Annotated in this window: 19 protein-coding genes, 1 tRNA gene and 1 pseudogene; 8 read left to right on the forward strand and 13 right to left on the reverse strand. The window is 70.2% G+C overall.

Translation table 11 applies throughout. The features are described from left to right. Nucleotides 1–9 precede the first annotated feature (9 nt). The 5 genes from ACZ7EG_RS15350 to ACZ7EG_RS15370 form a co-directional block, all read right to left on the reverse strand. Entirely contained in the window at nucleotides 10–168 is a 159-nt protein-coding gene (locus tag ACZ7EG_RS15350) for a hypothetical protein (protein ID WP_471077714.1), read from the reverse strand. A 116-nt stretch (nucleotides 169–284) separates the two neighbouring features. After that, nucleotides 285–2,411: a PTS fructose transporter subunit IIABC gene (locus ACZ7EG_RS15355; protein ID WP_471077716.1), complete on the reverse strand. Its 2,127-nt coding sequence runs from the start codon at nucleotides 2,409–2,411 to the stop codon at nucleotides 285–287. A 168-nt stretch (nucleotides 2,412–2,579) separates the two neighbouring features. Next, on the reverse strand, nucleotides 2,580–3,527 hold the full coding sequence (pfkB, locus tag ACZ7EG_RS15360) for a 1-phosphofructokinase (RefSeq protein WP_471077719.1): 948 nt from the start codon (nucleotides 3,525–3,527) through the stop codon (nucleotides 2,580–2,582). Further along, complete coding sequence (locus tag ACZ7EG_RS15365; protein ID WP_471077722.1) at nucleotides 3,524–4,285, reverse strand: DeoR/GlpR family DNA-binding transcription regulator; 762 nt, start codon at nucleotides 4,283–4,285, stop codon at nucleotides 3,524–3,526. The genes pfkB and ACZ7EG_RS15365 overlap by 4 nt, the downstream gene beginning before the upstream one ends. Nucleotides 4,286–4,473: 188 nt before the next feature. Continuing rightward, nucleotides 4,474–5,979 carry an MFS transporter gene (locus tag ACZ7EG_RS15370; protein WP_471077725.1) on the reverse strand — a complete coding sequence of 502 codons (1,506 nt, stop codon included), beginning with the start codon at nucleotides 5,977–5,979 and terminating at the stop codon, nucleotides 4,474–4,476. Between the two features lie 62 nt (nucleotides 5,980–6,041). Here ACZ7EG_RS15370 and ACZ7EG_RS15375 point away from each other — a divergent pair, with 62 nt between their 5' ends. The 3 genes from ACZ7EG_RS15375 (at nucleotide 6,042) to ACZ7EG_RS15385 (ending at nucleotide 10,535) form a co-directional block, all read left to right on the forward strand. After that, the gene (locus ACZ7EG_RS15375; protein ID WP_471077728.1) at nucleotides 6,042–7,016 is read left to right on the forward strand and encodes a helix-turn-helix transcriptional regulator; all 975 of its coding nucleotides are present in this window, start codon (nucleotides 6,042–6,044) and stop codon (nucleotides 7,014–7,016) included. A 95-nt stretch (nucleotides 7,017–7,111) separates the two neighbouring features. Beyond that, nucleotides 7,112–8,560, forward strand: coding sequence for a hypothetical protein (locus ACZ7EG_RS15380; protein WP_471077731.1), 1,449 nt, complete (start codon nucleotides 7,112–7,114; stop codon nucleotides 8,558–8,560). A 163-nt stretch (nucleotides 8,561–8,723) separates the two neighbouring features. Further along, a complete protein-coding gene (locus tag ACZ7EG_RS15385) occupies nucleotides 8,724–10,535 on the forward strand; it encodes a hypothetical protein (protein ID WP_471077734.1) in 1,812 nt (603 codons plus the stop codon). A gap of 164 nt (nucleotides 10,536–10,699) precedes the next feature. Here the strand turns inward: ACZ7EG_RS15385 and ACZ7EG_RS15390 are convergent, their stop codons facing one another. Together ACZ7EG_RS15390 and ACZ7EG_RS15395 are read right to left on the reverse strand one after the other, a co-directional pair. After that, on the reverse strand, nucleotides 10,700–11,407 hold the full coding sequence (locus tag ACZ7EG_RS15390; RefSeq protein ID WP_471077737.1) for a TetR/AcrR family transcriptional regulator: 708 nt from the start codon (nucleotides 11,405–11,407) through the stop codon (nucleotides 10,700–10,702). Nucleotides 11,408–11,924: 517 nt separating this feature from the next. Then, the gene (locus ACZ7EG_RS15395) at nucleotides 11,925–12,923 is read right to left on the reverse strand and encodes a sigma-70 family RNA polymerase sigma factor (protein WP_031107295.1); all 999 of its coding nucleotides are present in this window, start codon (nucleotides 12,921–12,923) and stop codon (nucleotides 11,925–11,927) included. 194 nt (nucleotides 12,924–13,117) lie between these two features. Here ACZ7EG_RS15395 and ACZ7EG_RS15400 point away from each other — a divergent pair, with 194 nt between their 5' ends. Then, entirely contained in the window at nucleotides 13,118–13,636 is a 519-nt protein-coding gene (locus ACZ7EG_RS15400; RefSeq protein ID WP_471077740.1) for a GNAT family N-acetyltransferase, read from the forward strand. Between the two features lie 212 nt (nucleotides 13,637–13,848). Here ACZ7EG_RS15400 and ACZ7EG_RS15405 read toward each other — a convergent pair whose 3' ends face one another. Further along, complete coding sequence (locus ACZ7EG_RS15405; RefSeq protein ID WP_471077743.1) at nucleotides 13,849–14,634, reverse strand: dioxygenase family protein; 786 nt, start codon at nucleotides 14,632–14,634, stop codon at nucleotides 13,849–13,851. 90 nt (nucleotides 14,635–14,724) lie between these two features. Here ACZ7EG_RS15405 and ACZ7EG_RS15410 point away from each other — a divergent pair, with 90 nt between their 5' ends. Next, nucleotides 14,725–15,258, forward strand: a complete 534-nt coding sequence (locus ACZ7EG_RS15410) for a MarR family winged helix-turn-helix transcriptional regulator (protein WP_471077746.1) — start codon at nucleotides 14,725–14,727, stop codon at nucleotides 15,256–15,258. A gap of 97 nt (nucleotides 15,259–15,355) precedes the next feature. Here the strand turns inward: ACZ7EG_RS15410 and ACZ7EG_RS15415 are convergent, their stop codons facing one another. After that, complete coding sequence (locus ACZ7EG_RS15415) at nucleotides 15,356–16,897, reverse strand: MFS transporter (protein ID WP_471077749.1); 1,542 nt, start codon at nucleotides 16,895–16,897, stop codon at nucleotides 15,356–15,358. Nucleotides 16,898–17,135: 238 nt separating this feature from the next. Then, a complete protein-coding gene (locus ACZ7EG_RS15420) occupies nucleotides 17,136–17,780 on the reverse strand; it encodes a TetR/AcrR family transcriptional regulator (RefSeq protein ID WP_471077753.1) in 645 nt (214 codons plus the stop codon). 298 nt (nucleotides 17,781–18,078) lie between these two features. Between ACZ7EG_RS15420 and ACZ7EG_RS15425 the strand changes: the two genes are divergently transcribed. From ACZ7EG_RS15425 to ACZ7EG_RS15435, 3 genes are all read left to right on the forward strand, one after another. Then, nucleotides 18,079–19,422, forward strand: coding sequence for a M6 family metalloprotease domain-containing protein (locus ACZ7EG_RS15425; protein ID WP_471078795.1), 1,344 nt, complete (start codon nucleotides 18,079–18,081; stop codon nucleotides 19,420–19,422). Nucleotides 19,423–19,649: 227 nt separating this feature from the next. Beyond that, nucleotides 19,650–21,668 carry an IclR family transcriptional regulator domain-containing protein gene (locus tag ACZ7EG_RS15430; protein WP_471077756.1) on the forward strand — a complete coding sequence of 673 codons (2,019 nt, stop codon included), beginning with the start codon at nucleotides 19,650–19,652 and terminating at the stop codon, nucleotides 21,666–21,668. A 203-nt stretch (nucleotides 21,669–21,871) separates the two neighbouring features. Beyond that, a tRNA-Arg gene (locus ACZ7EG_RS15435) sits at nucleotides 21,872–21,944 on the forward strand. 81 nt (nucleotides 21,945–22,025) lie between these two features. On the opposite strand, the pseudogene ACZ7EG_RS15440 reads toward ACZ7EG_RS15435, so the two are convergent. The 3 genes and pseudogenes from ACZ7EG_RS15440 to ACZ7EG_RS15450 all read right to left on the reverse strand — a co-directional run bounded on the left by ACZ7EG_RS15440 (nucleotide 22,026) and on the right by ACZ7EG_RS15450 (nucleotide 24,682). Continuing rightward, nucleotides 22,026–23,182: pseudogene (locus ACZ7EG_RS15440) on the reverse strand (tyrosine-type recombinase/integrase). Continuing rightward, nucleotides 23,182–23,394, reverse strand: coding sequence for a helix-turn-helix domain-containing protein (locus ACZ7EG_RS15445; protein ID WP_471077759.1), 213 nt, complete (start codon nucleotides 23,392–23,394; stop codon nucleotides 23,182–23,184). The pseudogene ACZ7EG_RS15440 and the gene ACZ7EG_RS15445 overlap by 1 nt, the downstream one beginning before the upstream one ends. Next, nucleotides 23,387–24,682, reverse strand: coding sequence for a replication initiator (locus ACZ7EG_RS15450; RefSeq protein ID WP_471077762.1), 1,296 nt, complete (start codon nucleotides 24,680–24,682; stop codon nucleotides 23,387–23,389). Before ACZ7EG_RS15450 ends, ACZ7EG_RS15445 begins: the two co-directional genes overlap by 8 nt. Nucleotides 24,683–24,689: the final 7 nt, after the last annotated feature.

Here is a 24,689-nt window from a genome sequence, read left to right on the forward strand (position 1 = left end):
CGAGGTTCCTCAGACGCCTCTGTCTCCGAGTTGGCGCACGAGCTCGGCGAAGGCGTCTCTCTCCTCGGCGGTCAGCTCCACGGACTCCGACCGGGAGCCCGTCTGCCGCTGCTGCGGGAGTGCGGGGAGCGGGTGGCCTTCGGGCCATCGGGAGAGGTGCTCGGGCATGCGCCCCAGTAGACACCACGGCCCGGGACTTCGGTCCCGGGCCGTGACTTTCGTGATCTATCTCGCAGGTGGCATGAACGGTTCACACGTCTCGAATGGGGCGAACTCTCGCCGTCTCACGCCGCGACGGGCTGCTTCGTCTCCGTCGCCCGGGCCGCGTCGCCCTCGCCGGAGGCCGGTGCCGCGCCCGGGGCCGGCTTGCGCATGCCCTTCAGGACGACGACCAGGGCCGTCGTGACACAGACGCCCGCGGCGATGGCGACCAGGTAGAGGAACGGGTTGCCGATCAGCGGGACGACGAAGATGCCGCCGTGCGGGGCGCGCAGGGTGGCGCCGAAGGCCATCGACAGGGCGCCGGTGACCGCGCCGCCCGCCATGGAGGCCGGGATGACGCGCAGCGGGTCGGCCGCCGCGAAGGGGATCGCACCCTCGGAGATGAAGGAGGCACCGAGCACCCAGGCCGCCTTGCCGTTCTCGCGCTCGGTCTGGGTGAAGAGCTTGCCGCGCACGGTCGTCGCGAGGGCCATGGCCAGCGGCGGGACCATGCCGGCCGCCATCACCGCGGCCATGATCTTCATCGCCGAGTCGCTCGGGGTGGCGACCGCGATGCCGGCCGTGGCGAAGGTGTAGGCGACCTTGTTGACGGGGCCGCCGAGGTCGAAGCACATCATCAGGCCGAGGAGGGTGCCGAGCAGGATCGCGTTGCTGCCGGACAGGCCGTTCAGCCAGTCGGTCATGCCCTTCTGGGCCTCGGCGATGGGCTTGCCGATGACGACGAACATCAGGAACCCGACGATCGCCGAGGAGATCAGCGGGATCACCACCACGGGCATGATGCCGCGCAGCGCCGCCGGGACGTTCACCTTCTGGATCGCCATCACCACGCCGCCGGCGATCAGACCGGCCGCCAGGCCGCCGAGGAAGCCGGCGTTGATGTTGAACGCGATCATGCCGCCGACGAACCCGGGGACGATGCCGGGCCGGTCGGCCATGCCGAAGGCGATGTAGCCGGCCAGGACCGGGACGAGGAAGCCGAAGGCGACACCGCCGATCTGGAAGAGCAGGGCCGCCCAGCTGTCGGCCTGCGTCCACAGGAAGTGGTCCATCACCGACGGGGCCTTGTTGATCTTGTAGCCGCCGATCGCGAACCCGAGGGCGATGAGCAGACCGCCCGCGGCGACGAACGGCACCATGTAACTGACGCCGGACATCAGCCACTTGCGCAGCTTGGTGCCGTAGCCCTCGCCGGACTCGCCCGCGCGCTCCACAGGAGTGGCCGGGGCGGATCCGGAGGTGACCTCGCCGCGCGCGGCCTTCGCACGGACCTCGGTGATGAGTTCGGCGGCACGGTTGATGCCCGCCTTCACCCCGACGTCGACGGTGGGCTTGCCGGCGAACCGCTCCTTCTCCCGTACGGGCACGTCGTGGGCGAAGATCACGGCGTCCGCCGCCGCGATGACCTGCGGGTCGAGCCGCGTGAAACCGGCCGATCCCTGGGGTTCCACGGTGAGTTCGACGCCCGCCTCCCGGCCGGCGTTCTCCAGCGACTCGGCCGCCATGTAGGTGTGGGCGATGCCGGTGGGGCAGGAGGTGACGGCGACGATACGGAACGGCCGCTCCTCGCCCCCGGCGGTGCCGCCGGCTCCCGCGGTGTCGCCGGCTCCTACCGTGCCGTCGGCTGCTGCGGTGCCGTCGACTGCTGCGGTGCCGTCGGCTGCTGCTGTGTCCGTGGCGGCGGCGGGAGAGGCCGCTCCCGCCGACGCCACGGGGTCTTCGGAACCCGCGGGTGCGGGCGCGTCCGGCTCGTCGCCGCGGATCAGCGCCGCCGCGGCCGCCGCGTCGCTCACCGCGCGCAGGGCGTCGGTGAACTCGCTGTTCATCAGCTGCCGGGCCAGCGACGACAGGATCGTCAGATGGGCGTCGTCCGCGCCGGCCGGCGCGGCGATCAGGAAGATCAGGTCGGCGGGGCCGTCCGCGGCGCCGAAGTCGATGCCCTCGGCGCTGCGGCCGAAGGCGAGCGTCGGCTCGGTGACGTGCTCGCTGCGGCAGTGCGGGATGCCGATGCCGCCGTCGAGGCCGGTCGGCATCTGGGCCTCGCGGGCTGCCACGTCGGCGAGGAAGCCGTCCAGGTCGGTCACCCGGCCCTGGGCCACCATGCGCTCGGCGAGGGCACGCGCCGCCGCTTCCTTGGTGTCGGCGGACAGGCCGAGGTCGACCAGGTCCGCCGTGATCATGTCGCTCATCGCGGGCTCCTTAGCACGCGTATCGCCCGGTGGGAGGGGTGGGCGGGGAGGGGGACGGGGGTGCGGTGGGGGGTGACGGGGGTGGAGGCGGGGGGTAACGGGGAGGCCCGCCACTCGCGCGTCGGTCCGCGCTGCTCGTCGTACGTCATGACACCGGCTCCTCGTACGTCATGACACCGGCTCCTTCAGCACACGGTCCGCCGGGACCTCGGCCGTGACCGTCACCGCTGCCGGGTCCAGGTCACGCGGCGTCGGCATCACGCTGCCGGGCAGCTGGACGGCCGCCGCGCCGTGGGCGACCGCGGAGGCCAGGGCCTCGGGGCCGTTGCCGCCGGCGATCAGGAATCCGGCGAGGGAGGAGTCGCCGGCGCCGACGTTGCTGCGGACGGCGGCCACGCGGGCGCTGCCGAACCAGGCGCCCTCCGCGGAGACGAGCAGCTGCCCGTCGGCGCCGAGGCTGGCGAGGACGGCCCGGGCGCCCATCTCGCGCAGCTCCTCGGCGGCCTTCACGGCGTCACCGACGGTGGCGAGGGGGCGGCCGACGGCTCCGGCGAGTTCCTCGGCATTCGGCTTGACCACATCGGGCCGCTCGCGCAGGGCCTCGAGCAGCGCGGGTCCTGAGGTGTCCAGGGCGATCCGTGCCCCGGCGGCGTGCGCGCGGGCGACGAGGTCGGCGTACCAGGAGGGGGCGAGGCCACGCGGGAGGCTGCCGCAGCAGGCGATCCAGGATGCGTCGCGGGACTGCTGCCGTACGGTCTCCAGGAGCAGTTCGCGCTCGGCGTCGGAGAGTTCGGGGCCGGGCGCGTTGATCTTCGTCAGGACGCCGTCGGACTCGGCGAGGGCGATGTTGGAGCGGGTGGCCCCGGCGACGGGGACGGGCGCGACCTCGATGCCCTGCTGGTCGAGCAGGTCGGCGACCAGGGCGCCCGGGGCGCCGCCCAGGGGCAGGACCGCCACCGTGCGCTGACCGGCTGCGGCGACGGCGCGCGAGACGTTCACGCCCTTGCCGCCCGGGTCCATCCGCTCGCCGGTGGCGCGGATGACCTCGCCGCGGTCGAGGGACGGCACCTCGTAGGTGCGGTCCAGGGACGGGTTGGGGGTGACGGTGAGGATCATGCGCGCACTACTTCCGTGCCGCCGCGCTCGATCGCGACGGCGTCGTCGGGGCTCAGACCGCTGTCGGTGATCAGCAGGTCCACATCGCTCAGGTCGCCGAAGCGGGCGAAGTGCTCCTGGCCGTGCTTGGACGAATCGGCGAGCAGCACCACCCGGCGGGCGGCGGCCACGGCCGCGCGCTTCACGGCGGCCTCGGCGAGGTCGGGGGTGGTCAGACCGTGTTCGGCGGAGAAGCCGTTGGCGGCCACGAACAGCACGTCGGCGCGGATCTCGCCGTACGCCCGCAGCGCCCAGGCGTCCACGGCGGCGCGCGTGCGGTGCCGTACGCGCCCCCCGACGAGATGGAGCTGGATGCCGGGGTGGTCGGCGAGGCGGGCCGCGATGGGGAGGCTGTGCGTGACGACGGTGAGGGAGGCCTCCAGGGGGAGGGCGGCGGCCATCCGGGCCACCGTCGTCCCGGCGTCGAGGATCACCGTGCCCTCGACGGGCAGTTCCGCGAGGGCCGCCTTGGCGATGCCGTCCTTCTCGTCGGCGGCGGTCGTCTCGCGCTCGGCGAGATCCGGCTCGAAGTCGAGGCGCCCGGCCGGGATGGCCCCGCCGTGCACCCGGCGGACGAGTCCGGCGCGGTCGAGGGCCTTCAGATCCCGGCGGATCGTCTCCGCCGTCACCTGGAACTGCTCGGCCAGCGACACGACATCCACTCGGCCGCCGTCACGGGCGAGCCGGAGGATCTCCTGCTGCCGCTCCGGTGCGTACATGTCCGTTCACCTCCGCCTCATGCCCGAACGTGTGGTTTCAGCGGGAGGCTACGCCGAGATTTCCACAAAGTAAACAGGTTCGGACCCAATCGGGCATGAGGAGAAAGCAGGAGCGGAGATCGGAGCGAGATCGGGAGCGGAAAACGTGAACGGGCCCGGCACCGAGGTGCCGGGCCCGTTTCCTGCGGTCAGACCAGCACCGCTTCCTTCTCCCCCGCCGGCGCCCGCTCGCCCTCCACATGCTGCGCGGGCCGCTTCGGCAGCGCGAACATCAGCAGGAAGATGGCACCCATCACCGCGGCGACCCAGCCGAGGGCGTTCTGGAAGGCGTCCGCGAAGGCCGGACCGACCTGCTCCGGCCGCAGACCGTCGGAGATCGAGCCGAAGAACACCACCGACACCAGCCCGAGCCCCAGCGCGTTGCCCATCTGCTGCACGGTGTTGATCAGCCCCGACGCCGACCCGGCGTGCTCGCGCGGCACCTCCGAGAGGATCGCGTCGGTCAGCGGCGCGACGATCAGGCCCATGCCCACGCCCATCACGATCAGCGGGAGCGCCATCTGCCAGGGCGCGATGTCCAGGCCGTAGTGCCCGGACTCCCAGATGTAGAGCAGCACCCCGGCCGCCATCACCAGCGCACCCGCCTGGAGCACCTTGCGCCCGAAGCTCGGCACCAGCTTCTGCACCGACATCCCGGCCGCCACGGACACGGCGATCGAGAACGGCACCCCGGTCAGACCGGCCTTCAGCGGGCTCCAGCCCAGCCCGATCTGCATGTACAGCGTCCACACCAGGAAGAACACGCCGAGCCCGACGCCGAAGACGGTCTGCACGGCGATCCCGGCCGCGAAGCTCTTGACCTTGAACAGCGACAGCTCCACCAGCGGGGAACCGTCCCGCGCGGTCTTGCGCCTCTCGTACGCCACCAGCACCGCGAGGACGACGAGCGAGCCGGCCATCGAGACGTACCCCCACACCGGCCAGCCCAGCTCACGGCCGCGGGTGAGCGGGTAGATCAGCATCAGCAGGCCCAGCGTCACCAGCGCGACGCCCACCAGGTCCAGCTTCAGGGCCCGCGGCGCCTTGGACTCGGTGATGAAGCGGCTGCCGAGGATCAGGCCGGCGACACCGACGGGCAGGTTGATCAGGAAGATCGAGCGCCACTCCCAGCCGAACAGGTTCCACTCGGTCAGCAGCGCGCCGAGCACCGGACCGGACACGGCCCCGAGGCCGACGACCGCGCCGAACAGCCCGAACACCTTGCCGCGCTCGTGCGCCGGGAAGGTGGCGTGCACGATCGACAGCACCTGCGGCACCATCAGCGCAGCCATGGCGCCCTGCAGGATGCGCGAGGCGACCAGCATCTCCGGGTTCACCGCGAGGCCGCACAGCGCGGAGGCGACCGTGAACCCGCCGATGCCGACGAGGAAGATCCGCTTGCGCCCGTGGATGTCGCCGAGCCGCCCCCCGGTGATCAGGCCGGCGGCGAAGGCGAGGGCGTAGCCGGCGGTGATCCACTGGATCTGGCTGAAGGACGCACCCGCCTCCCGCTGGATCGACGGGATGGCGACGTTGACGATCGTCACGTCGACGAGGTCCATGAAGGCCGCGGTCATCACGATCGCGAGAGCGAACCAGCGCCGGCGGTCGGTCCCGCCGCCCGCCGTGCCGAGGGTGGTGTCGGTGGAGTTCATGCTTCGAAGCTAGACCCCTACTAGGTCAGATAGTGTCCTAATGGTGCGGCATCCTCATCGGTATGACGACGGACACCCCGGCTCGGCTGCTGACGCTTCTCTCCCTTCTTCAGACGCCCCGCGAATGGCCCGGCGGTGAGCTCTCCGAGCGGCTCGGGGTCTCCCGCCGCACGGTGCGGCGGGACATCGACCGGTTGCGCGAGCTCGGCTATCCCGTGCAGGCGACCAAGGGCGCCGACGGCGGCTACCGGCTGGTCGCCGGCAAGGCCATGCCGCCGCTCGTGCTGGACGACGAGGAGGCCGTGGCCATCGCGGTCGGACTGCGCGCCGGGGCGGGACACGCGGTGGAGGGCCTGGACGAGGCCTCGGTGCGGGCACTGGCCAAGCTGGAGCAGGTCCTGCCGGGCCGGCTGCGCCACCGTGTGACCACCCTCCAGGCCGCGACGACGCCTCTGACCAGCGGAGACGGGCCGAGCATCGCCCCCGAGACGCTGACCGTCATGGCCTCGACGGTGGCCGGGCACGAGCGGCTGCGGTTCGCCTACCGGGCCGCGGACGGCACCGAGTCGCGACGCCTGACGGAGCCCTACCGGCTGGTGTCGACGGGCCGCCGCTGGTACCTGGTGGCGTACGACATCGACCGGGACGACTGGCGCACGTTCCGCGTCGACCGGGTCGGCGAACCGTTCGCCACCGGGGCGCGCTTCGTGCCGCGCGAACTGCCGACGGGGAACGCGGCGGAGTACCTGCGGCGCTCGATGCAGCACCGGCAGCAGTCCTACGACTTCGAGGTCACGTTCGCCGCACCGGCCGACTTCGTCGCCGCCCGGGTGCCCGACTGGCTGGGCACGCCCGAGCCGTTGGACGACGACAGCTGCCGGTTGCGGGGATCCGTCGGCGACGCCGTGCAGTGGGTGGCGTTCCGGCTGGCGATGCTGGAGTGCGACTTCGCGGTGCATGCGCCGGAGGAGCTCGTCAGGGCGGTACGGGAGTTGGGGGCCCGGCTGAGCAGGGCGGCGGAGGGGGACGGAGCGTGACGTGAAGCCCCCGTCACCGGGGGCGGCCCGCTCCGAAGGGCCGGATGGAGCAAGCCCGGCTGCGCCTTGTCCGTTCACCATCAAGGCTGTGGCTCATGGAGACGACTCCCAGGGTGATCGTGGAGCCCCCGGACAGCAGAGGGCTTCGCGCAGTCAGCGTGGGTGGCACCGTGGTGGGCAGCGCCTGGTCCCCGAGCGATCTGCGCAGGGTCCTCCGAAGACTCGGCCACCCGGCCGACATCGACCTGGAAGACCGCAGAGTCATCGTCTGGCGCGAGGCCGGCAGCGGGACGTGGCCCGACCTCACGTGGCGAAGGCGCACGGCCACGGCACTCATGATGGCCGGACTCCTCCTGTCCATGGTTCTGCTCACCGTCGTCGGGACACCGGACGCCTTGGGCGCGCTGACTTTCGCGCAGCGCATCACGGGGTTCCTCTTCATCCTGTCCGGCACGGTGCAGGGCCTCGCGGCGCTGGCGGCCCTCGACCACGAGGGAAAACGGCAGGTCAAGTACTCCGGAGCCGTGGTACTGGTCGGGGCGCTGATCACCTTGATCACAGAGAGCATTCTTCTGTTCACCTGGATCCAGGAAAGAGAACCGACGCTCTACCTGCCCGTGTGCCTGCTGCTCTTCGCATGGTCGCTGTGGGCACTCTGGCGACTTTTCGAGCAGCAGGTGTGGCGAGTCATGCCCCACCCCAGGGGATTTGCGACCGGGGTGGCACTGTCCGGCCTCCTGGCTGCCACGAACTTCGCATACTCAGCCGTCTACCAGCCCACATCCGCTCCCTTCTACGTCACTCTCACAGCAAAGTTCGGAGCCCCTCACAGCGACCCCGCGCGCCCCTTCATCCACGTGCCGCTTACGTTCCGGGTGGAAAATACCGGCAAGGTCCCGGCGTACATCATCATCGATAAATACCTGGTCTACGGACGTTCGGCTGAATATTCGAAGGACGACGGAGGGCTGAGGAGCTGGAAGAAGGCTCTGGAGAACCAAACCGACGCAGAGCTCCACGTCACCGAAAAGGGCATCAGAACGATAAGCGCCGGACAGTTCGCCGGACCGGGGTACTGGCTTCACCCAGGAGAGGGTCACGTAAAGGAAAAAGTGATACAGATCCCCAAGAACGTTGAATACGACCTTCTGGAAGCAACCTTGGGCGTGGTGACGATGAGAATGGACCGCGGGAAGATCGATCTCGTCCAGCTACAGCAGGCACACCCCTCCTGGCACAAGAAAGAAGGGCGATTCTACTGCTCGGACTGCGCGGCGAAGATCGTCTACGAAGGGGCCGTGCGCCATAACAACAACATCATCAACGTCACCCGCAAACCCAGGTACGTCACCGTACTCTGGTACGGCACACGGGAGGATTTTAATTACTCGTACGCCATCTCGTCCTACAAATTCAACACCAGGAAAAATCCCGACCTAGCCGAATTGAGAAGGGAAATCGCGAGGGAAGAGGACAGGTACGGTGTGGAGTCTCGCTCGACTTCGGCCAGAGTATCCGTAGCCGCATTGAAGGCTTCGTTGTAGCGGAGCGTACGCCGAGTTGCAGGAGGCCCCGAGTGAGCTCAAAGTGGTTATAAGTGGTTGTTGTGACTGCAGGGCAAATCCCGAACGGCCCCCAGCACCTGGATGCGCCATGGCCCGAGATGTCCGAGGACGAGTTCCCCGTTTCAAGGCATGCGTGTACTGCATGGTCGCAGCGCTCTCGCTCTCAGGAGGCGTGACCGGCTGTGCGACGGGGGTGTTCGGCCAGGCCGTGGCCCCGGCCCAGACTCCCACCCCACCGCCGGAACCGGGCTCGCCGGAACCCGGCTCACCGACCGGGGACAGTACGGCTCCGCCAGGGTCACCGCCCGGGCCCAGCACGCCGTCGGAGCCCGGGGCGACGACGGGATCCGACACGGAGCCCGAGCCCAGTGCGCCGCCCGACACCGGTGAAGCGACCGATTCCGGCACCCCGTCACAGCCCTCCTCACAAGTCGACCCCTCGGAAGAAGCGAAGCTCCTGGAGAGGCGGACGGCGGCGCTGCAGGTGCCGGAGGAAGTGAGGGAGCAGGTAGAGAAGGAACTGGCCGGGTTGCTGAGAATGAGCACGAACCCCGACATCGCGCCCGGCGAACGGGCCGCCTACGCGAGGATCGTGTCTCGGCTCACCGACGCGTTGGGGACGATCCAGAATCCCAGGACGCCCCGCGAACAGCGGATCGCCTACACACACATTGTGGACAGGGCGACCGAAACGCTTGGCGTGATCCAGGATCCCAGGACACCGGGCGAGGAACGGTCAGCCTTCGCGAGAATCGTGGACGGGACAGTCAGAACGCTGGGGACGAACCAGGACCCCCAGACGTCCCGCGAGCAGCGGGCCACCAACATGGAACTCTCCGACGAGATGACCGAGCGGTTCGGACTGTTCTCGGATCCGGCAACGTCGAAGGGCCTGCGGTACTTCGCCCGCAAGCACAGTGAGCGGGACGTCAAAACGTTGAATCGCATTCAAGAACTGCCCCCGTCACCGGTTGACCGCAAGCGGACTGTGCGGGCCATGGAGACCTTGGGGACGAGCTATCAGATTCTTCACAGCCAGCCCCTTTCGAAGAAGACGCGGGCCGAACTCCAGGAGAATGTCGAGCAGTTGAGCAACAGTCTACTGAAGTCCTACGACCGGTCGGCATCGCGTGACGACCGGGACAAGGCGAAGGACACGGCACAGGACTTCATCGAAAAGCTCGACTCCGACAACGACAAGCACTCGGACGCGCCTCTGCTGGAGGTCAGGGGCACGCCCTTGAACCCCGCGGTCGTGCCGGGGGAGTTCCAGTCCTTCACCATCAAGGTCACCAATCACGGGGATGACGACGTCACCGGTGTGACGGTGGAGGACAAGTTCGATTCGGCCTCGGGCGACGCCGGCGAAGGCGTCATCCGCCCCGTACTGCATGCTCAGCTGATGACGGATTCCGGCGATGCGGACGACTGCGACATCACGGCGGGGAACACCGTGGTGAGCTGCCCCACGGGGGGCGACACCAAGATCGCGCCGGAAGAAACGGTCACGGTCGCCATCCGTGCGGTGGTGAAGGCGTCGCAGGTGCCATACGGGAAGAAGGAGAACGTCACCGACGTGAAGTACGAGGAGGGTGCGAAGAAGGGCAGTGCCAGATTCGCCGTCGTCAAGTCTCCGAAGCTGTCCAAGCAGGACCTCGAAGACGAACTACGGGCCACCCGGCAATGCACCGCACGCTTCGAGTCGGCCGGCGTCTCGAGGAAAGCCCTGGCTGTCTTCACCAAGGTGATGGGAGAAAAACTCGGGCAGGGAACGGCTCCCGCCGAGGCCAGTGCCGAGGGGTACAAGGCCGCTCTCAGCGAAACGGGGCCCGACGAAGCGGTGACGCTCGCGGGCATACGCCTGTTCGACGCGTCTCTTCGCGACGCGGCGAAGGCCGTCAAGTCGGCGGACGACTGCCGCGGATTCGTCGACACGGCTCTGTCGGACGAGTGACCATGGGGTCTGCCCGACGAGAAACCATGGGGTCTGCCGGACGAGTGACCGCGGGCCCTGCCGGACGAGTAACCATGGGCCCTGCCGGACGAGTGACCGCGGGCCCTGCCGGAGAGGTGATCGTAGGTTCTGCCGACGGCGTGACGGCACGTCGCTTCAGCACCTCACCGTCCCTCGTCGAGACGTCGGCCGTCCCAGGGGAAGTCCCGCAACACCCTCAGATTCCGCACCGCCTTTTCCGCCGGCCCCTCGGGCCCGTCCGCCGGGACGTCTGCGGCCACCGCCCAGTCCTCCATCGCCACCCGTACGGCGGCGCTCGCGACAGCGGCGGCGAAGCTCAGGTGCGAGGGCATGGCAACGTTGTCGGGATCGGTTGTCGAGCGATCGCCTGCCGGGCCGGCCGTCAGCCGCGCGGCCAGCACCTCGGTCAGTGACCGCTCCGACGCCTGGCACACCTCCGCCCACACCCTGCGCAGGGACGGGTTCGCCTCGGCGAGACGCAGGAGCGTGCGGACCCACTCCCAGGAGGACCCGGAGACGCCGACGCCCGGGGTGAGGGTGTGGCGGACCCCCAGTTCAAGGGCTTGGAGGACGCTCGCTTCGGCGGGAGCGGCACGCACCGCCTCCACCCAGCGCTGCGCACCGACCGCGTAAAGCGGGGCGACGGCCTCCTCCTTCGTGGCGAAGTACCGGTAGAAGGTGCGCGGGGCGATGCCGGCGGCCTGGGCGATGTCCTCCGCGCGGGTGGCGCGCAGGCCGTGCCGTATGAAGAGACCGGCTGCCACCCGGGCGATCTCCATACGTGTTTCGGCCTTCCGCCGCTCGGTCAGGGAGGACGGAGGCGGGGTCGGTGTGGGGGTGGTGCTGCTCACGCCCGGCAGGCTATGCCCATGTGACACAATCTGCCACTGGCGGGCCACCCCGTGGTTCAGGTACGGGGTGGCCCGCCCTCCAGAAGCAGAGAACCGGGCTCCGGCGTCCGGGGGGAAGGACGCCGAAGCCCGGTCTCGGGGAAAGTCCCGGCGCCGGGGGGATTGCGACGGGACGTGGCTGTCGGGGTTCAAGGGGCGTGGCCCCGGGTCCGAACTGGTGGACCCAGAAGTCTTGTTCCCTGAGTCCGCAGATTGAAGCGGCGTTACACCGCCATGTTTGCGCGGTCTTTCGCCACCCGGCGTACGCGGTGACCCCCGGACGCACACGATGCGTCACCCACTGGCCGTGGGAACGAGTCGTACGCCCGGACGCTCACCGTCTTCCACCGGTCTCGCGCCGCCCGGCGAAGGGGTGTTGCTCCGCCGCCCGGCGAAAGGGTGTTGCTCCACCGCCCGGCGAAAGGGTGTTGCTCCGCCGCCCGGCGGATCGGCAGTCACCCCGCCGCGGACGCGCGGATCACGCCGCCGCGTCGAACCCGGTGCTGCGCGCCAGCTTCTTCAGCTCCAGCAGCGCGTGCTTCTCGATCTGCCGGATGCGCTCGCGGGTCAGACCGTGCTCCTTGCCGACCTCGGTCAGGGTGCGCTCCCGGCCGTCCTCGATGCCGTAGCGCATCTTGATGATCGACGCCGTGCGCTGGTCGAGCCGGCCGATGAGGTCGTCGAGCTCCTCGCTGCGCAGCAGGGTGAGCACCGACTGCTCGGGCGACACCGCCGAGGTGTCCTCCAGGAGGTCGCCGAACTGGGTCTCGCCCTCGTCGTCCACCGACATGTTCAGCGAGACCGGGTCACGGGCCCAGTCCAGGACGTCGGTGACGCGCTCCGGCGTCGAGCCGAGCTCGGCCGCGATCTCCGCGGGCTCCGGGTCCCGGCCGTGCTCGCGGTTGAACTCGCGCTGCACACGGCGGATCCTGCCGAGCTCCTCCACGAGGTGGACGGGCAGGCGGATCGTACGGGACTGGTCGGCTATCGAGCGGGTGATGGCCTGGCGGATCCACCACGTCGCGTACGTGGAGAACTTGAAGCCCTTGCGGTAGTCGAACTTCTCGACCGCGCGCACCAGGCCGGCGTTGCCCTCCTGGATCAGGTCCAGCAGCGGCAGACCGCTGCGGGGGTAGCGGCGGGCGACGGCGACGACGAGGCGCAGGTTGGAGCGGATGAAGACGTCCTTGGCGCGCTCGCTCGCGTCGACCAGGGCCTGCAGCTCCTCGGGGGAAGCCCCGGCCTTGTTCTCCTCCAGGCCGTCGAGGATCTGCTGTGCGAACACACCCGCTTCGATGATCTGCGACAGCTCGACCTCCTTGGCGGCGTCGAGCAGCGGTGTGCGCGCGATCTCGTCGAGATACATGCCGACCAGGTCGCGGTCGGCGATCTCGCCGCCATGGGCGCGAACACTGCTTGCCGCGTCGGCCGTCTCGCCGGTGGCGGACTGACGACGGGCGACGGCACGGGTTGCCATGCGAGCTCCCTTGCGATGGTGAGGTCAGCGGGTGGTCCTTCGGACGCTGGACTCCGTCTTCCGGGACTCTCCGGACTCTCCTCGGGTGCCCTGCATCCGATGGAAACAACGACTGGAATCAGGACAGAATTCCCAACCCGGCCCTCGATTTTTCTGATCATGCAGTACCCTGTCCGGCCACACGAGGAGGCCAGATGCCGCCGCAGTCCACAGAGGTGCTGGTCAGGCCAGGAGTCGAGGGTGACCTCGAAGCCCTCACGGCCCTCTACAACCACTATGCGGGTGAGACGGCGATCACATTCGATACCGCGATCTTCACTCCGGAGGAGCGCCGCCCTTGGCTGCTCTCCCACCCTGAAGACGGGCCGCACCGCCTGATGGTTGCCACGGCGCCGGATATACAGGAGGTTCTGGGTTACGCCACTTCCAGCCCTTTCCGAATGAAGCCCGCTTATGCCACGTCCGTGGAGACGACCGTGTACGTCGCCCCGGGCGCCGGCCGGCGTGGCGTCGGCACACTCCTCTACTCGGCCCTCTTCGAGGCCCTGTCGGGCGAGGACCTGCACCGGGCCTACGCGGGCATCGCACTTCCGAACGAGGCGTCGGCCCGGCTGCACGAGCGCTTCGGATTCCGGCACGTCGGCACGTACCGGGAGGTAGGCCGCAAGTTCGGCCGGTACTGGGACGTGGCCTGGTACGAGAAGCCGCTGTAGACGCCGAGCACCCGGCGCCGGCTGGCTGTGGCGAACCGTTGCGGGGCATCCGGCCGTCGGCGAACCGTTGCGGGGCATCCGGCCCTCGGGCGAACCCTTGCAGACACCCGACCCTCGGGCCAACCGCTGCAGGCGCCCGGCCCTTGGGCGAACCCTTGCAGACACCCGGCCCTCGGGCGAACCCTTGCAGGCGCCCGACCCTCGGGGCGGCCTCAGCCGAACTGGACCGACCGCTTCGCCAGCCCCATCCAGAACCCGTCGATCACGGACTTCTGCGTGTCCAGCTCGCCGGCCGCGTCGGCCGCGCCCATGGTCACGAACAGCGGGGCGAAGTGCTCGGTGCGCGGGTGGGCCAGCTGCCCCGCGGGTGACTTGCGGGTGAAGTCGAGCAGGGCGTCCACGTCGCGCGCCTCCAGCGCCCGCCGGCCCCAGTCGTCGAACTCGGCCGACCAGGCGGGGATGCCGCCCTGCCGCAGCGCGGCCAGGTTGTGGGTGAAGAAGCCCGAGCCGACGATGAGCACGCCCTCGTCCCGCAGCGGGGCGAGTTTGCGGCCGATCTCCATGAGCCGGACCGGGTCCAGCGTCGGCATGGACACCTGCAGGACCGGAAGGTCGGCCTCCGGGTACATCTCGACCAGCGGTACGTACGCGCCGTGGTCGAGGCCGCGGTCGGGGACGTCCTGGACGGGGATGCCGGGGGCGCGCAGCAGTTTGCGTACGGACTCCGCGAGCTCCGGTGCGCCCGGGGCGTCGTACTTCACCCGGTAGTAGTGCTCGGGGAAGCCCCAGAAGTCGTAGACGAGCGGGACGGTCTCCGTCGCGCCGAGGGCGAGCGGGGCCTCCTCCCAGTGGGCGGAGACGATCAGGACGGCCTTGGGCCGAGGCAGACCGGCGGACCAGGCGGCCAGCTCACCGGGCCAGACCGGGTCGTCCGCCAGGGGCGGCGCTCCGTGACTGAGGTACAGAGCGGGCATGCGCTCCTGGGTGACGGCGGACATGCTGCGGCTCCTTCCAAAACATGGTTCCCTGACAAAACTGTACGGGCCATTTGTTTAAAGTTCAAGGAGGGGCCACGTAGAGTGGAAGACATGAAGGCACCCGCATCCGCACCGACAACCGGCTCGACCGCCCGCCCCCAGGAACCGCGCTGGCTCACCGACGAGGAGCAGCGCGTCTGGCGCTGGTACATGGAGGGCGCCACCCTCCTCGACGACCATCTCGACCGTCAGCTCCAGCGCGACGCGGGCATGCCGCACGTCTATTACGGCCTTCTGGTCAAGCTCGCCGAGGCGCCGAGGCGGCGGCTGCGGATGACCGAGCTCGCGATGCTGGCGAAGATCACCCGCTCCCGCCTCTCGCACGCCATCGCGCGCCTGGAGAAGAACGGCTGGGTGCGCCGGGAGGACTGCCCCGACGACAAGCGGGGCCAGTTCGCCGTCCTCACGGACGAGGGCCTCCAGGTGCTGCGGCAGACCGCGCCCGGGCATGTGGAGGCCGTACGCCAGGCCGTCTTCGACCGGCTCTCGCGGGAACAGCAGAAGTCCCTCGGCGAGATCATGCGGATCATCGCCGAGGGACTTCAGCCGGCCGAAGCGGGTGCGGACCTGCCCTGGCTCCGCTGAGCTGACGCGGGGCCCGGGCAGGTCCTGGATTCCGTAGGTGCGAGGCGTCCCCTTCCTCGTGCCTACGGAGGGCCCGAAGGGGTGCGGTGCGCGGCCGTCAGTGGGCGACGACCGGGATCTGCACCTCGTCCGCCACGTCCTCCCCGGAGGACGCCACCGTCGTACCGCCCGGGCGGCCGGCGTTGACGAAGGTCAGGGCGATCGCGGCGGCCACCACCAGGATGCCGACGGCGAACCAGATGGCGCTGGTGTAGCCCTGCACCATGGCCTCCAGCTGGACCAGCTGCTGCTGGGACCGGCTGGTCGCCCCGGCGATGTGATCGGCGACGTACGCCGTGGTCGCCGAGGCGGCGATGGTGTTCAGCAGGGCCGTGCCGATCGCGCCGCCCACCTGCTGCGAGGTGTTGACCATCGCGGAGGCGACACCGGAGTCCCGCGGCTCGACGCCCTGGGTGGCCAGCGACATGGCCGGCATGAACGCCGTACCCATACCCAGACCGAGCAGCAGCATCGCCGGCAGCAGCAGAGCGGCGTACGAGGAGCCGATCTCCAGCTGGGTCAGCAGCAGCATGCCGAGCGCGGCGACCAGGAAGCCGGGGCCCATCAGCAGGCGCGGCGCGACCCGGGTCATCAGGCGGGTGCCGATCTGGGTGGAGCCCGTGATCATGCCCGCGATCATCGGCAGGAAGGCGAACCCGGTCTTGACCGGCGAGTAGCCCTTCACGATCTGCAGGTAGTAGGTCAGGAAGAGGAACAGTCCGAACATCGCGATGATCGCGAGACCGAGGGAGAGGTAGATCCCGCCGCGGTTGCGCTCGGTGACCACGCGCAGCGGCAGCAGCGGGGCCTTGACCTTCGACTCGACGAGCACGAACGAGAGCAGCAGCACGGCCGAGGCGACGAACATGCCGACGGTGACGGAGTCGCTCCAGCCGTCCGACTCGGCGCGGGTGAAGCCGTAGACGAGGGCGACCAGGCCGAGGGTGGACAGGATCACGCCGGGGATGTCGAGCGGGGAGCGGTTGCGGCCGCCCTCCGGCTCACGGATGACGAAGTACGCGCCGGCCGCGGCGACGATGGCGAACGGGATGTTCACGAAGAACGTCCAGCGCCAGTCCAGGTACTCGGTGAGGAAGCCGCCCAGGATCAGACCGACGGCGCCGCCACCACCGGCGATCGCGCCGTAGATGCCGAACGCCTTGGCGCGCTCCTTGGCGTCGGTGAACATCACGGCCAGCAGGGAGAGTGCGGCGGGCGCGAGCAGCGCGCCGAAGACGCCCTGGAGGGCGCGGGCGCCGAACATCATCGCCTCATTGGTGGCCGCGCCGCCGAGCGCGGAGGCCGCGGCGAATCCGCCCAGACCGACGACGAAGGCCTTCTTGCGGCCCCACAGGTCGGCTATCCGGCCGCCGAACAGGAGCAGACCGCCGAAGGCGAGGGCGTAGGCCGTGACGACCCACTGCCGGTTGCCGTCGGAGATGCCGAGGTCCTGCTGGGCGGAGGGCAGGGCGATGTTCACGATGGTGGCGTCCAGGACGACCATCAGCTGGGCGAGCGCGATGAAGACGAGCGCTTTCCAGCGGCCGGCATCCGGTTCTCTGGCCGGTGCGGCGAGGCTCTTCGAGGCTGTTTCAGACATGGGGATACCCACTTCGGGACTTCGTGACGGAAAAAAGGTGACGAAAGGTGACGGCTGTCGTCCACGGGGACGGCCGCAGGGACTGTCATTCAGGGTTCAGACGGGTGGGGCGGCCTGAACTCATCGGGTTGAAGCGATCGGGTTGAAGCGATCGGGTTGAAGCGATCGGCGGAACCGATCTGACTGCAAGGATCGGGCTGCAGGGATCGGGCTGGACGGATCTGGCTGGACGGATCGGTCAGGGTCGGCGCAGATCCTCCAGGGTCACGGCCGTACCCGGCAGGACCGAGCGAGCGGGAGCCCGCAGCCCGTCCAGGAACAGCTGAAGATGGCGGTGGACGAAACGGTCGGCCCGGAAGCAGTCCGTACCGGCCGGGGGCCGGCTGAGCTGGGCCACGGCGATCATGACGTCCCCGACGTCCACGTCGGACCGGAGCTGCCCGGCCGACCTGGCGCGGTTCATGACCTCCGCGACCTGCCGTTCGACTCGCTCGCGCGCGGCCTCCAGGTCCGGGTGGTGCTTGTCGAAGGTGCTGGAGACCATCGGGCACAGCGCGCTGATCCGCTCGTCGGCGGCGGCGTGCACGAAGCGCTCCAGCGCCTCGAACGCGTCGCCGGTCTCGGTCAGCGCGGCCTCGGCGGCCGCGGCCGTGCGGTCCATGACGGAGCAGACGACCTCGCGGACGAGTGCGTCCCGGTCCGGGAAGTTGCGGTACACCGTGGCATTGCCGACGCCGGCCCGGCGGGCGATCTCGTCGAGCGGCACCTCGGGGCCGTGCTCGACGAACATCTCCCGGGCGGCGGTGACGATCCGCTCCCGGTTGCGCAGGGCGTCGGCGCGGGGCCGGGGCACCTTGCGCGCTTCGGGGCTGGCGGTCTGCACGGCGTACTCCTCGTGGCGGAAAGTGATCTGGTACTCGATCCGGGGAGCGGGTCCCCGTTTCAGTCGGACACATGACTAAACGGGGAGTAGGTCCCCGGTATTTCCCGCTCCCGCGGAAATCATTTGTGACCTGGCTCACAAGCCGGCGTGCGCGCCACCGCGGCCGCTACTGACGGGAAACCCACGATCGGTCTCCTCCAACGCGCGTGCCCCCACCTCGCGACGCAGGGTGATCGGAAGGGTGCAGCCGGAGACGGGAGGCTGCCGTGGCGCGGGAGGTCCCTTGCAGGTCCCTTGCATACAGCCGCCGCCCCGGCGCCCCCGCCCGGGCGGCACGGGCCCGCCCGGCCGCCGGATACCCAGGCGCCGGCTGGCCGCCCTGGCCTGTGTGAGCGTCCTGACCTTCACCGTCAGCACCTCGGCCGGCACGGGGCGGCTCGGACCGGGCGCCAATACGGCGGGAGCAGGCCCGATCGTTCTGTCCCACACCCCCGCACACGGCCCCTGCATGATCCGCTCCGCACGCGAGGTCCAGATGTCCGAGGGCCTCCCCACCGCCACCGGCTACACCCGCTCCACCGGCATCGTCCGCGCCCTCACCCTGATGATCGACTTCTCCGACGCCCCCGGCGAGGGCGACGCCCAGGACCGCTTCCGCGAGTTCTTCCCGCAGACCCGCGAGTGGTTCCGCACCAGCTCCTACGGCCGCCTCGACTACCGCCCCGAGACCCCGATCCCCGGCTGGCTGCGGATGCCGAAGTCGTTCCGGGAGTACGGCATAGAGCGCGGGGCTCCGTTCGAGCCCGGCTACCGCACCCTGGTCCAGGACCTCGTGGCCGTGGCCGACCCGGACGTGGACTTCCGCGCGTACGACCTGCTGAACGTCCTGGTGAGCCCCAACGCCGGCCCCTCCGCCCTGGACACGGTCCTGTCCGTCACCTTCGCCGGCAACCCGGACGCCCCGGTGGCCGACGGCATACCCCTGGCCAACGCATCCTTCGTCTACTCCCGCCAGGACGACGGCTCCGGCTCCTACGACCGCACCGGCTACCGCGTCCTCCCCCACGAGAACGGCCACGTCTTCGGCCTCCCCGACCTGTACACCGCGGAGGGCGGGGGCGCGGTCGGCCACTGGGACATCATGAGCGAGGACTGGGGCGCCAACAACGACTTCCTCGGCTGGCACAAGTGGAAGCTGGGCTGGCTCGACGCCGCCCAGGTCCACTGCGCGGCGTCCCCCGGCACCACGGAGTACACCCTGACGCCGCTGGCCCGGGCCGGTGGCTCCAAGCTGGTCTTCATCCCTCTCGACGGCCGCACGGGCTACGCCGTCGAGCTGCGCACGCACGCCGGCAACGACGAGGCGGTGTGCCGCCCGGGCATCCTGATCTACAAGGTCGACGCGGAGGTGGACACGGGCATGGGCCCGGTCACCGTCACCGACTCCCGCCGCAACAGCGGCGGCTGCACGCGCGCACCGAACGTCCACGCGGAACTGTCGGACGCGCCGTTCACGCCCGGGGAGACGTTCCGGGACGCGGGCCGGGGCATCACGATCGAGGTGACGGGGGTGGGGGCGGGAGCGGCTGGGGCGGGGGCAGGGGTGGAGGAGGGGTATCGAGTGCGGGTGACGAGGGAGTAGTACACGGGGGTGTCGGGCGGCCGGCCGGGCTGTCGCCGGGCTGCTTGCTGCCGGGCCACCGTCCATCGGCTTCCGGCTTCGGCTTCCGGCTTCCGGCTTCCGGCTTCCGACTGCCGACTGCCGACTGCCGACTGCATGGTCACCTGGCCACCGATCTCGGATTACTCGGATCACTCGGATTACGGTGGGCTTGCCGCGACCGTCGCGAGCGCCGTACCGGAGAGCCGATGCCAGCGAAGCCCATACCCGAGCCCCCGGTGGGGTCCGCCCCGCCGGCCGAGGGGTCCGCCCCGTCGGCCGAGGGGTCCGCCCCGTCGGCCGAGGAGAACGGGATGCCGGTGGAGGAGAACGGACCGCCGGCCGAGGAGAACGGGCCGCCGGTGGAGGAGACGATGACGTCGAACACTCGGCGAGACGCCCCGGCCACCGGGACGACGGGCTCGGACACTCACGGGGACACCCCACCCGCCGGGACGGTGACCACCGTTGGTGAGAGGGGTGCCGCCGAGACGGGTGCCGCCGAGAGGGGTGTTGCCGAGAGGGGTGTTGCCGGGACGGGTGTTACCGAGACGGGTGTTACCGAAAGGGATGCCGCCGAGAAGGGCGTCCCCGAGGAGGCGGTCACCCCCCTCATCCGCGGCATCGCTGTACTGCGGGAACTGACGGAGGCGGACGGCACGCTGAGCCTGAGCGGACTGGAACGTGCCACCGGCCTCGCCCGCTCCACGGTCGACCGGATCACGGCCACGCTCGCCCGCATGGGCTACGTCCGCTTCGACGGCAGGGACGTCCACCTGTCCCCCCGTCTGATGGAGCTCGGCAACGCCTACATGTCGGCTCTGCGCCTGCCCGCTCTGCTCGCCCCGCACGCGGACGCCCTGGCCGACGAACTGGACGAGTCGGTCTCGCTCGCGGTCGCCGACCTCGACGGCATCCGCTTCATCCACCAGGCGACCCGCCGCCGCGCGATGTCCCTCAGCTTCCGCATCGGCGACCTGCTCCCCGCCGAACGCACCGCGCCCGGCCCGCTGTTCGCGACGGAGTGGACGGCCACGGACTGGCAACGCTGGCGACACCGCAGGGCGGCGGACCCGAGAGACCTGTCCTTCACGGCCGTACCGCCGCGCAGGTACGGAGCGGACGCGCGGGACGACGAGACGTTCGCACGCCGCACGCAAGAGGCGTCGGCGAACGGCTGGTCCTTGGACGACCAGCTGATCGAGCCGGGCCTGGTGGCGATCTCGGTACCGGTCCGAGCCCCGGGAACGGACGGCAGGATCGCATGCGTGGCGAGCGTGGTCAGCCACACGAGCCGCCACACCGCACGCCATCTGCGTACGACGCTGCTCCCGAGACTGCGGTCCGCGGTGCGGGCCATGGAACAGGAACTCCGGAACACCCCACCCCCCGAGCCCGGCCCTCCCCCCTCGGACCTGGCGAACTGGACGGGGGCGTCCAAGCAACAACTGGGCCGCGAGTTCATCGAATCCCTGGCCCGTGGCCTGACCGTCCTCACGGTCTTCGGCGAGGACAGGCCGGAGCTGACCCTCACGGAGGTGGCCCGGGCGACGGGCCTGGCCCGGGCGACGGCCCGCCGCGCCCTGATCACCTACGAACACCTGGGCTTGGTGGCCCCGACTGGCCGCACTTTCACCCTGACCCCGCGGGTCCTCTCCCTCGGCTTCCCACCCCTGTCCCGTACGTCCCTCCCCGAGATCGCCCAGCCCCACCTGGCCGATCTGACGTCTCGCATCCACGAATCGACGTCACTGGCGGTGCTGTCGGACTCCGGCGAGGAGATCCAGTACACGGCCCGGGTGGCGACGGCCCGGGTGATGAGCGTGAACATCACGGTGGGCACACGGCTGCCGGCGTACGCGACAGCACTCGGCAGGGTCCTGCTGGCGGACGCGTCCGGCCCCGTCCCCCGCCCGGAAAGCCTGCGTTCCCTCACCCCCCACACGATCACCGACAAGCAGACCCTGGAGCAGGTCCTGACCTCGGTCCGCTCGCAGGGCTACGCCCTGGTGGACGAGGAACTGGAAGAGGGCCTCCGTTCCCTGGCGGTCCCGATCCGCGACCGGTCGGGCCGGGTGGTGGCGGCCCTGAACACAGCGATGCACGCGAGCCGCCACACCCCGAGGGAGTGCGTGACCGACCTCCTCCCAGAACTGACAACCATGGCCACCCGCATCCAGACAGACCTCCACACGGCGTCCCGCTTCACCCGGATCCCGGTGTCCTGACCGGCCCTTCCCCCCACCCGGCTTCTCCCCCGCCACGCACCGTCCGCCCCGCATCCTCACCCCGCATCCCCGCCCCGACCCCCACACCCACCCGCCGCGTCTCCCTGACCTGACCCCCACACCCGCCCGACCCGCATCCGGTACGCTGACGCCTGTGGTCCTCTCAGACCACGGGCACGTCGCTGCTTGCGTCCACTGCCACTGCCTTCGTAGCTCAGGGGATAGAGCACCGCTCTCCTAAAGCGGGTGTCGCAGGTTCGAATCCTGCCGGGGGCACAGAGATAAGGGCCAGCTCAGGAGGGGTTTCCTCCCAGGCTGGCCCTTAGCCATTTCAGGCGCCGTGCCACACGCGTGCCACTACGTCCGTTCGGCGTCCTCTCCGGGGGTACCTGAAGCCACTCCCCCGCCGCCCCGGATCATGGCCCCAAGGCGGTCCGCGATGGCTCTGTCCCGGTCGCTGGTCATGTGCTGATAGATCAGCGCGGCTCGGGAGCTACTGTGCCCCATCCGCGTCATCAGCTCCCGCGTGCTGGCCCCGGCCGTGGAGGCCAACGTGTTGCCCGTGTGCCGCAGGTCGTGAAAGTGCAGCTCGGCCGTGACCCCCGCTGCCTTCCGGGCCTTGACCCAGTCGTCGCGGAAGTTGCTGCGCCGCAACTGCCCGCCCTGGGGTCCGACAAAGACGTGCCCCTCACGGCCCGGAGCGGCGAAGTGCTCCAGGTGCTGCGTGACCGCGTCGAGCAGTTCGGCCGGGAAGGAGACGGAGCGCACCCCGGCCGCGGACTTCGGCGCCTTGTCGAAGAGCCGACCGTCCTGCAACTCGGCCTGAGCACGGCGCACGGTGACGGTCAACCCCTCCAGGTCAATGTCCCGACGCCGCAGGGCCGCCAGTTCCCCGAACCGCAGAGTGGTGAAGGCCGCCAGGAGCACGAGCAGCCGGTAGCGCGGCGTGATGGAGTCGGCGACGGCGAAGACCTCCGCCACCGTGAGTACAGGCCGTTCGGGTACGTCGTAGCGGTCCGCGCCCTTGATCCGACACGGGTTGCGCCGGATCAGTTCGTCGTCCACAGCTGTGTTCATAAGGGCCCGCAGCAGTTGGTACGCCTTGACCACCGTCGGCTCACCGATGCCGGCCGCGAGGAGCTTGCCTCGCCAGCTCCGCACCCGGGCTGTCGTCACGTCAGCAACGCTCCCAGCTCCGAAGGTGGGCAGGATGTGCAACCGCATCACCGACTCGTTCCGCTCGCGGGTACGGTCGGCGAGCTTCCGGTCCCGCAGCCACGCGGTGGCGTACTCCTGGAAGTTCACTGCCCCGGCATCCGGGTCCGACCACTGCCCCCGTGTATGTCCGACTCGATGTGCGTGAGAGCGACTTGGGCGTCCGTCTTGGTCGGGTAGGTCTTTTCCGCCGGGCGCAGTTGCCCCGTCTCCGGGTCCCGGTAACGGACCTGCCAACGGCCGGACGGAAGCTGCCGGACCGATCCGAAGTTCCGCCGCTTCCCTCTCTTGTTGGCCATCAGGCAGCCCTCCCCAGGGCGCTGCGGCGGTCGCCGATCGGCTGCACCGTGTTGGCGTTGATGAAGGCGTTCAGTGCGCTCTCGGGGATACGGACGTGCCGACCGACCTTGACGAACACGATGCGTCGCTCGGCGATCAAGCGGCGCGGGAAGCGTTCCGTGGTGCCGAGGAGTTCGGCCACCTGCGCCACGGTCAGGTAGCGGTCAGCCATAGGTCGGTTCTCCTTCCGTTCCGGGGGCGGGTGCGAGGCTTTCGGCGAGCCACGCTTCGGCGTTGGTGAGGCCGGTCCCGGCGTAGACCCAGTGGGCGAGGACGAGGGTCGTGTCCTGGTCGGTCTCGGTCGGTGCGGCGGCTTGTGCGCGGCGCCATGCGGCGCGGGCGTCGCGGAGAGCGCCGAGGGTGGTGGAGTAGCGGCGGGACTTGGTGGAGAAGTGGCCGCGGAAGCCGAGCATGTGGGCCCAGGCGCGCAGGCGGAGGTGTTCGAGGTCCTTGCGGGCGCCGAGGGTCCAGGCGGTGCGGATCAGCCGGCGGGCATGGTCGGTGATGTCGAGCTGGGCGAGTTCGGCGAGGAACTTCAGCGGCCGGTCCAGAGCTCCCGTGGCGGTCTCGGCACCCTTGGTGGCGTACTTGGCGATGTACGCGGCGACGGCCCGCTCGGTCAGCTCCTGGCCGCCGCCGAAGTCGGCTGAGCGGATGGTGCGCACGTCGAGCTGACGGCCGAAGGCGAAGGTGTGCGCGCGTCCGTCGATGACCGGGCCGTCCACGCGAGCGGTGGCAGCGGCCGACCGGATGGCGTCGGTCAGCAACTCGGCGGTGGCCCAGGCAGGTGGCGGGGTGTCGCCGCCCTCGGGGCCGTCGATGCGGATGACGGCGTGGAAGTGGACGGCTCCGCGCTTCTGGTACTCGGCGACCTTTGCGAAGGACACCCGGGCGTGCTCGCGGAAGGCCCGCTGTGTCACGCCAGCGCGCTTGGCGACCTCCCGGCGCAGATAGGTCGAGAAGCGCCGCCACAGCGGACCGGCATGGGCGTTCCAGAGCACGGCTGCTTCGTAGTCGTAGGTGTCCGGGTCGAGGGGGGTGCCGAGGGCGGGGTCGTCCTGGTCGTGGAGGGCGCCGCAGCGGCAGCGGCGGACCGAACCGGCCGGGCCGGTGGGGCGGTTGTGGACGGGGCCGAAGCTGGGTGCGGTGAAGGTGGCGAAGACGCGCGGGTGTGCGGCGACGCGTTCGGGGATACCCTTGCCGCCGCGCAGGCCGCTGGTGATCAGGTGGAAGGTGTCGCGGCGGTAGACCTCGGCGCAGGCCGCGCAGCGGGTGGTGCGGCGGTTGTTGCAGCGGACCAGGAGGTGCCCGGCCGGGAGGCTGGAGGAGTCGAGGTGGTGGAGGACGTTGCCGATCTCACCGGTGCGGGTGTTCACGTCGTACTCGGTGCGGTGGCCGTCGAGGCGGATCGGGTGGGTGCAGCCGCCGAGGCCGGCGAGCTGGCGCAGGAGTGCGGGCATGGTGCCC

The sequence above is a fragment of the Streptomyces sp. NPDC037100 genome (genome assembly GCF_055606225.1).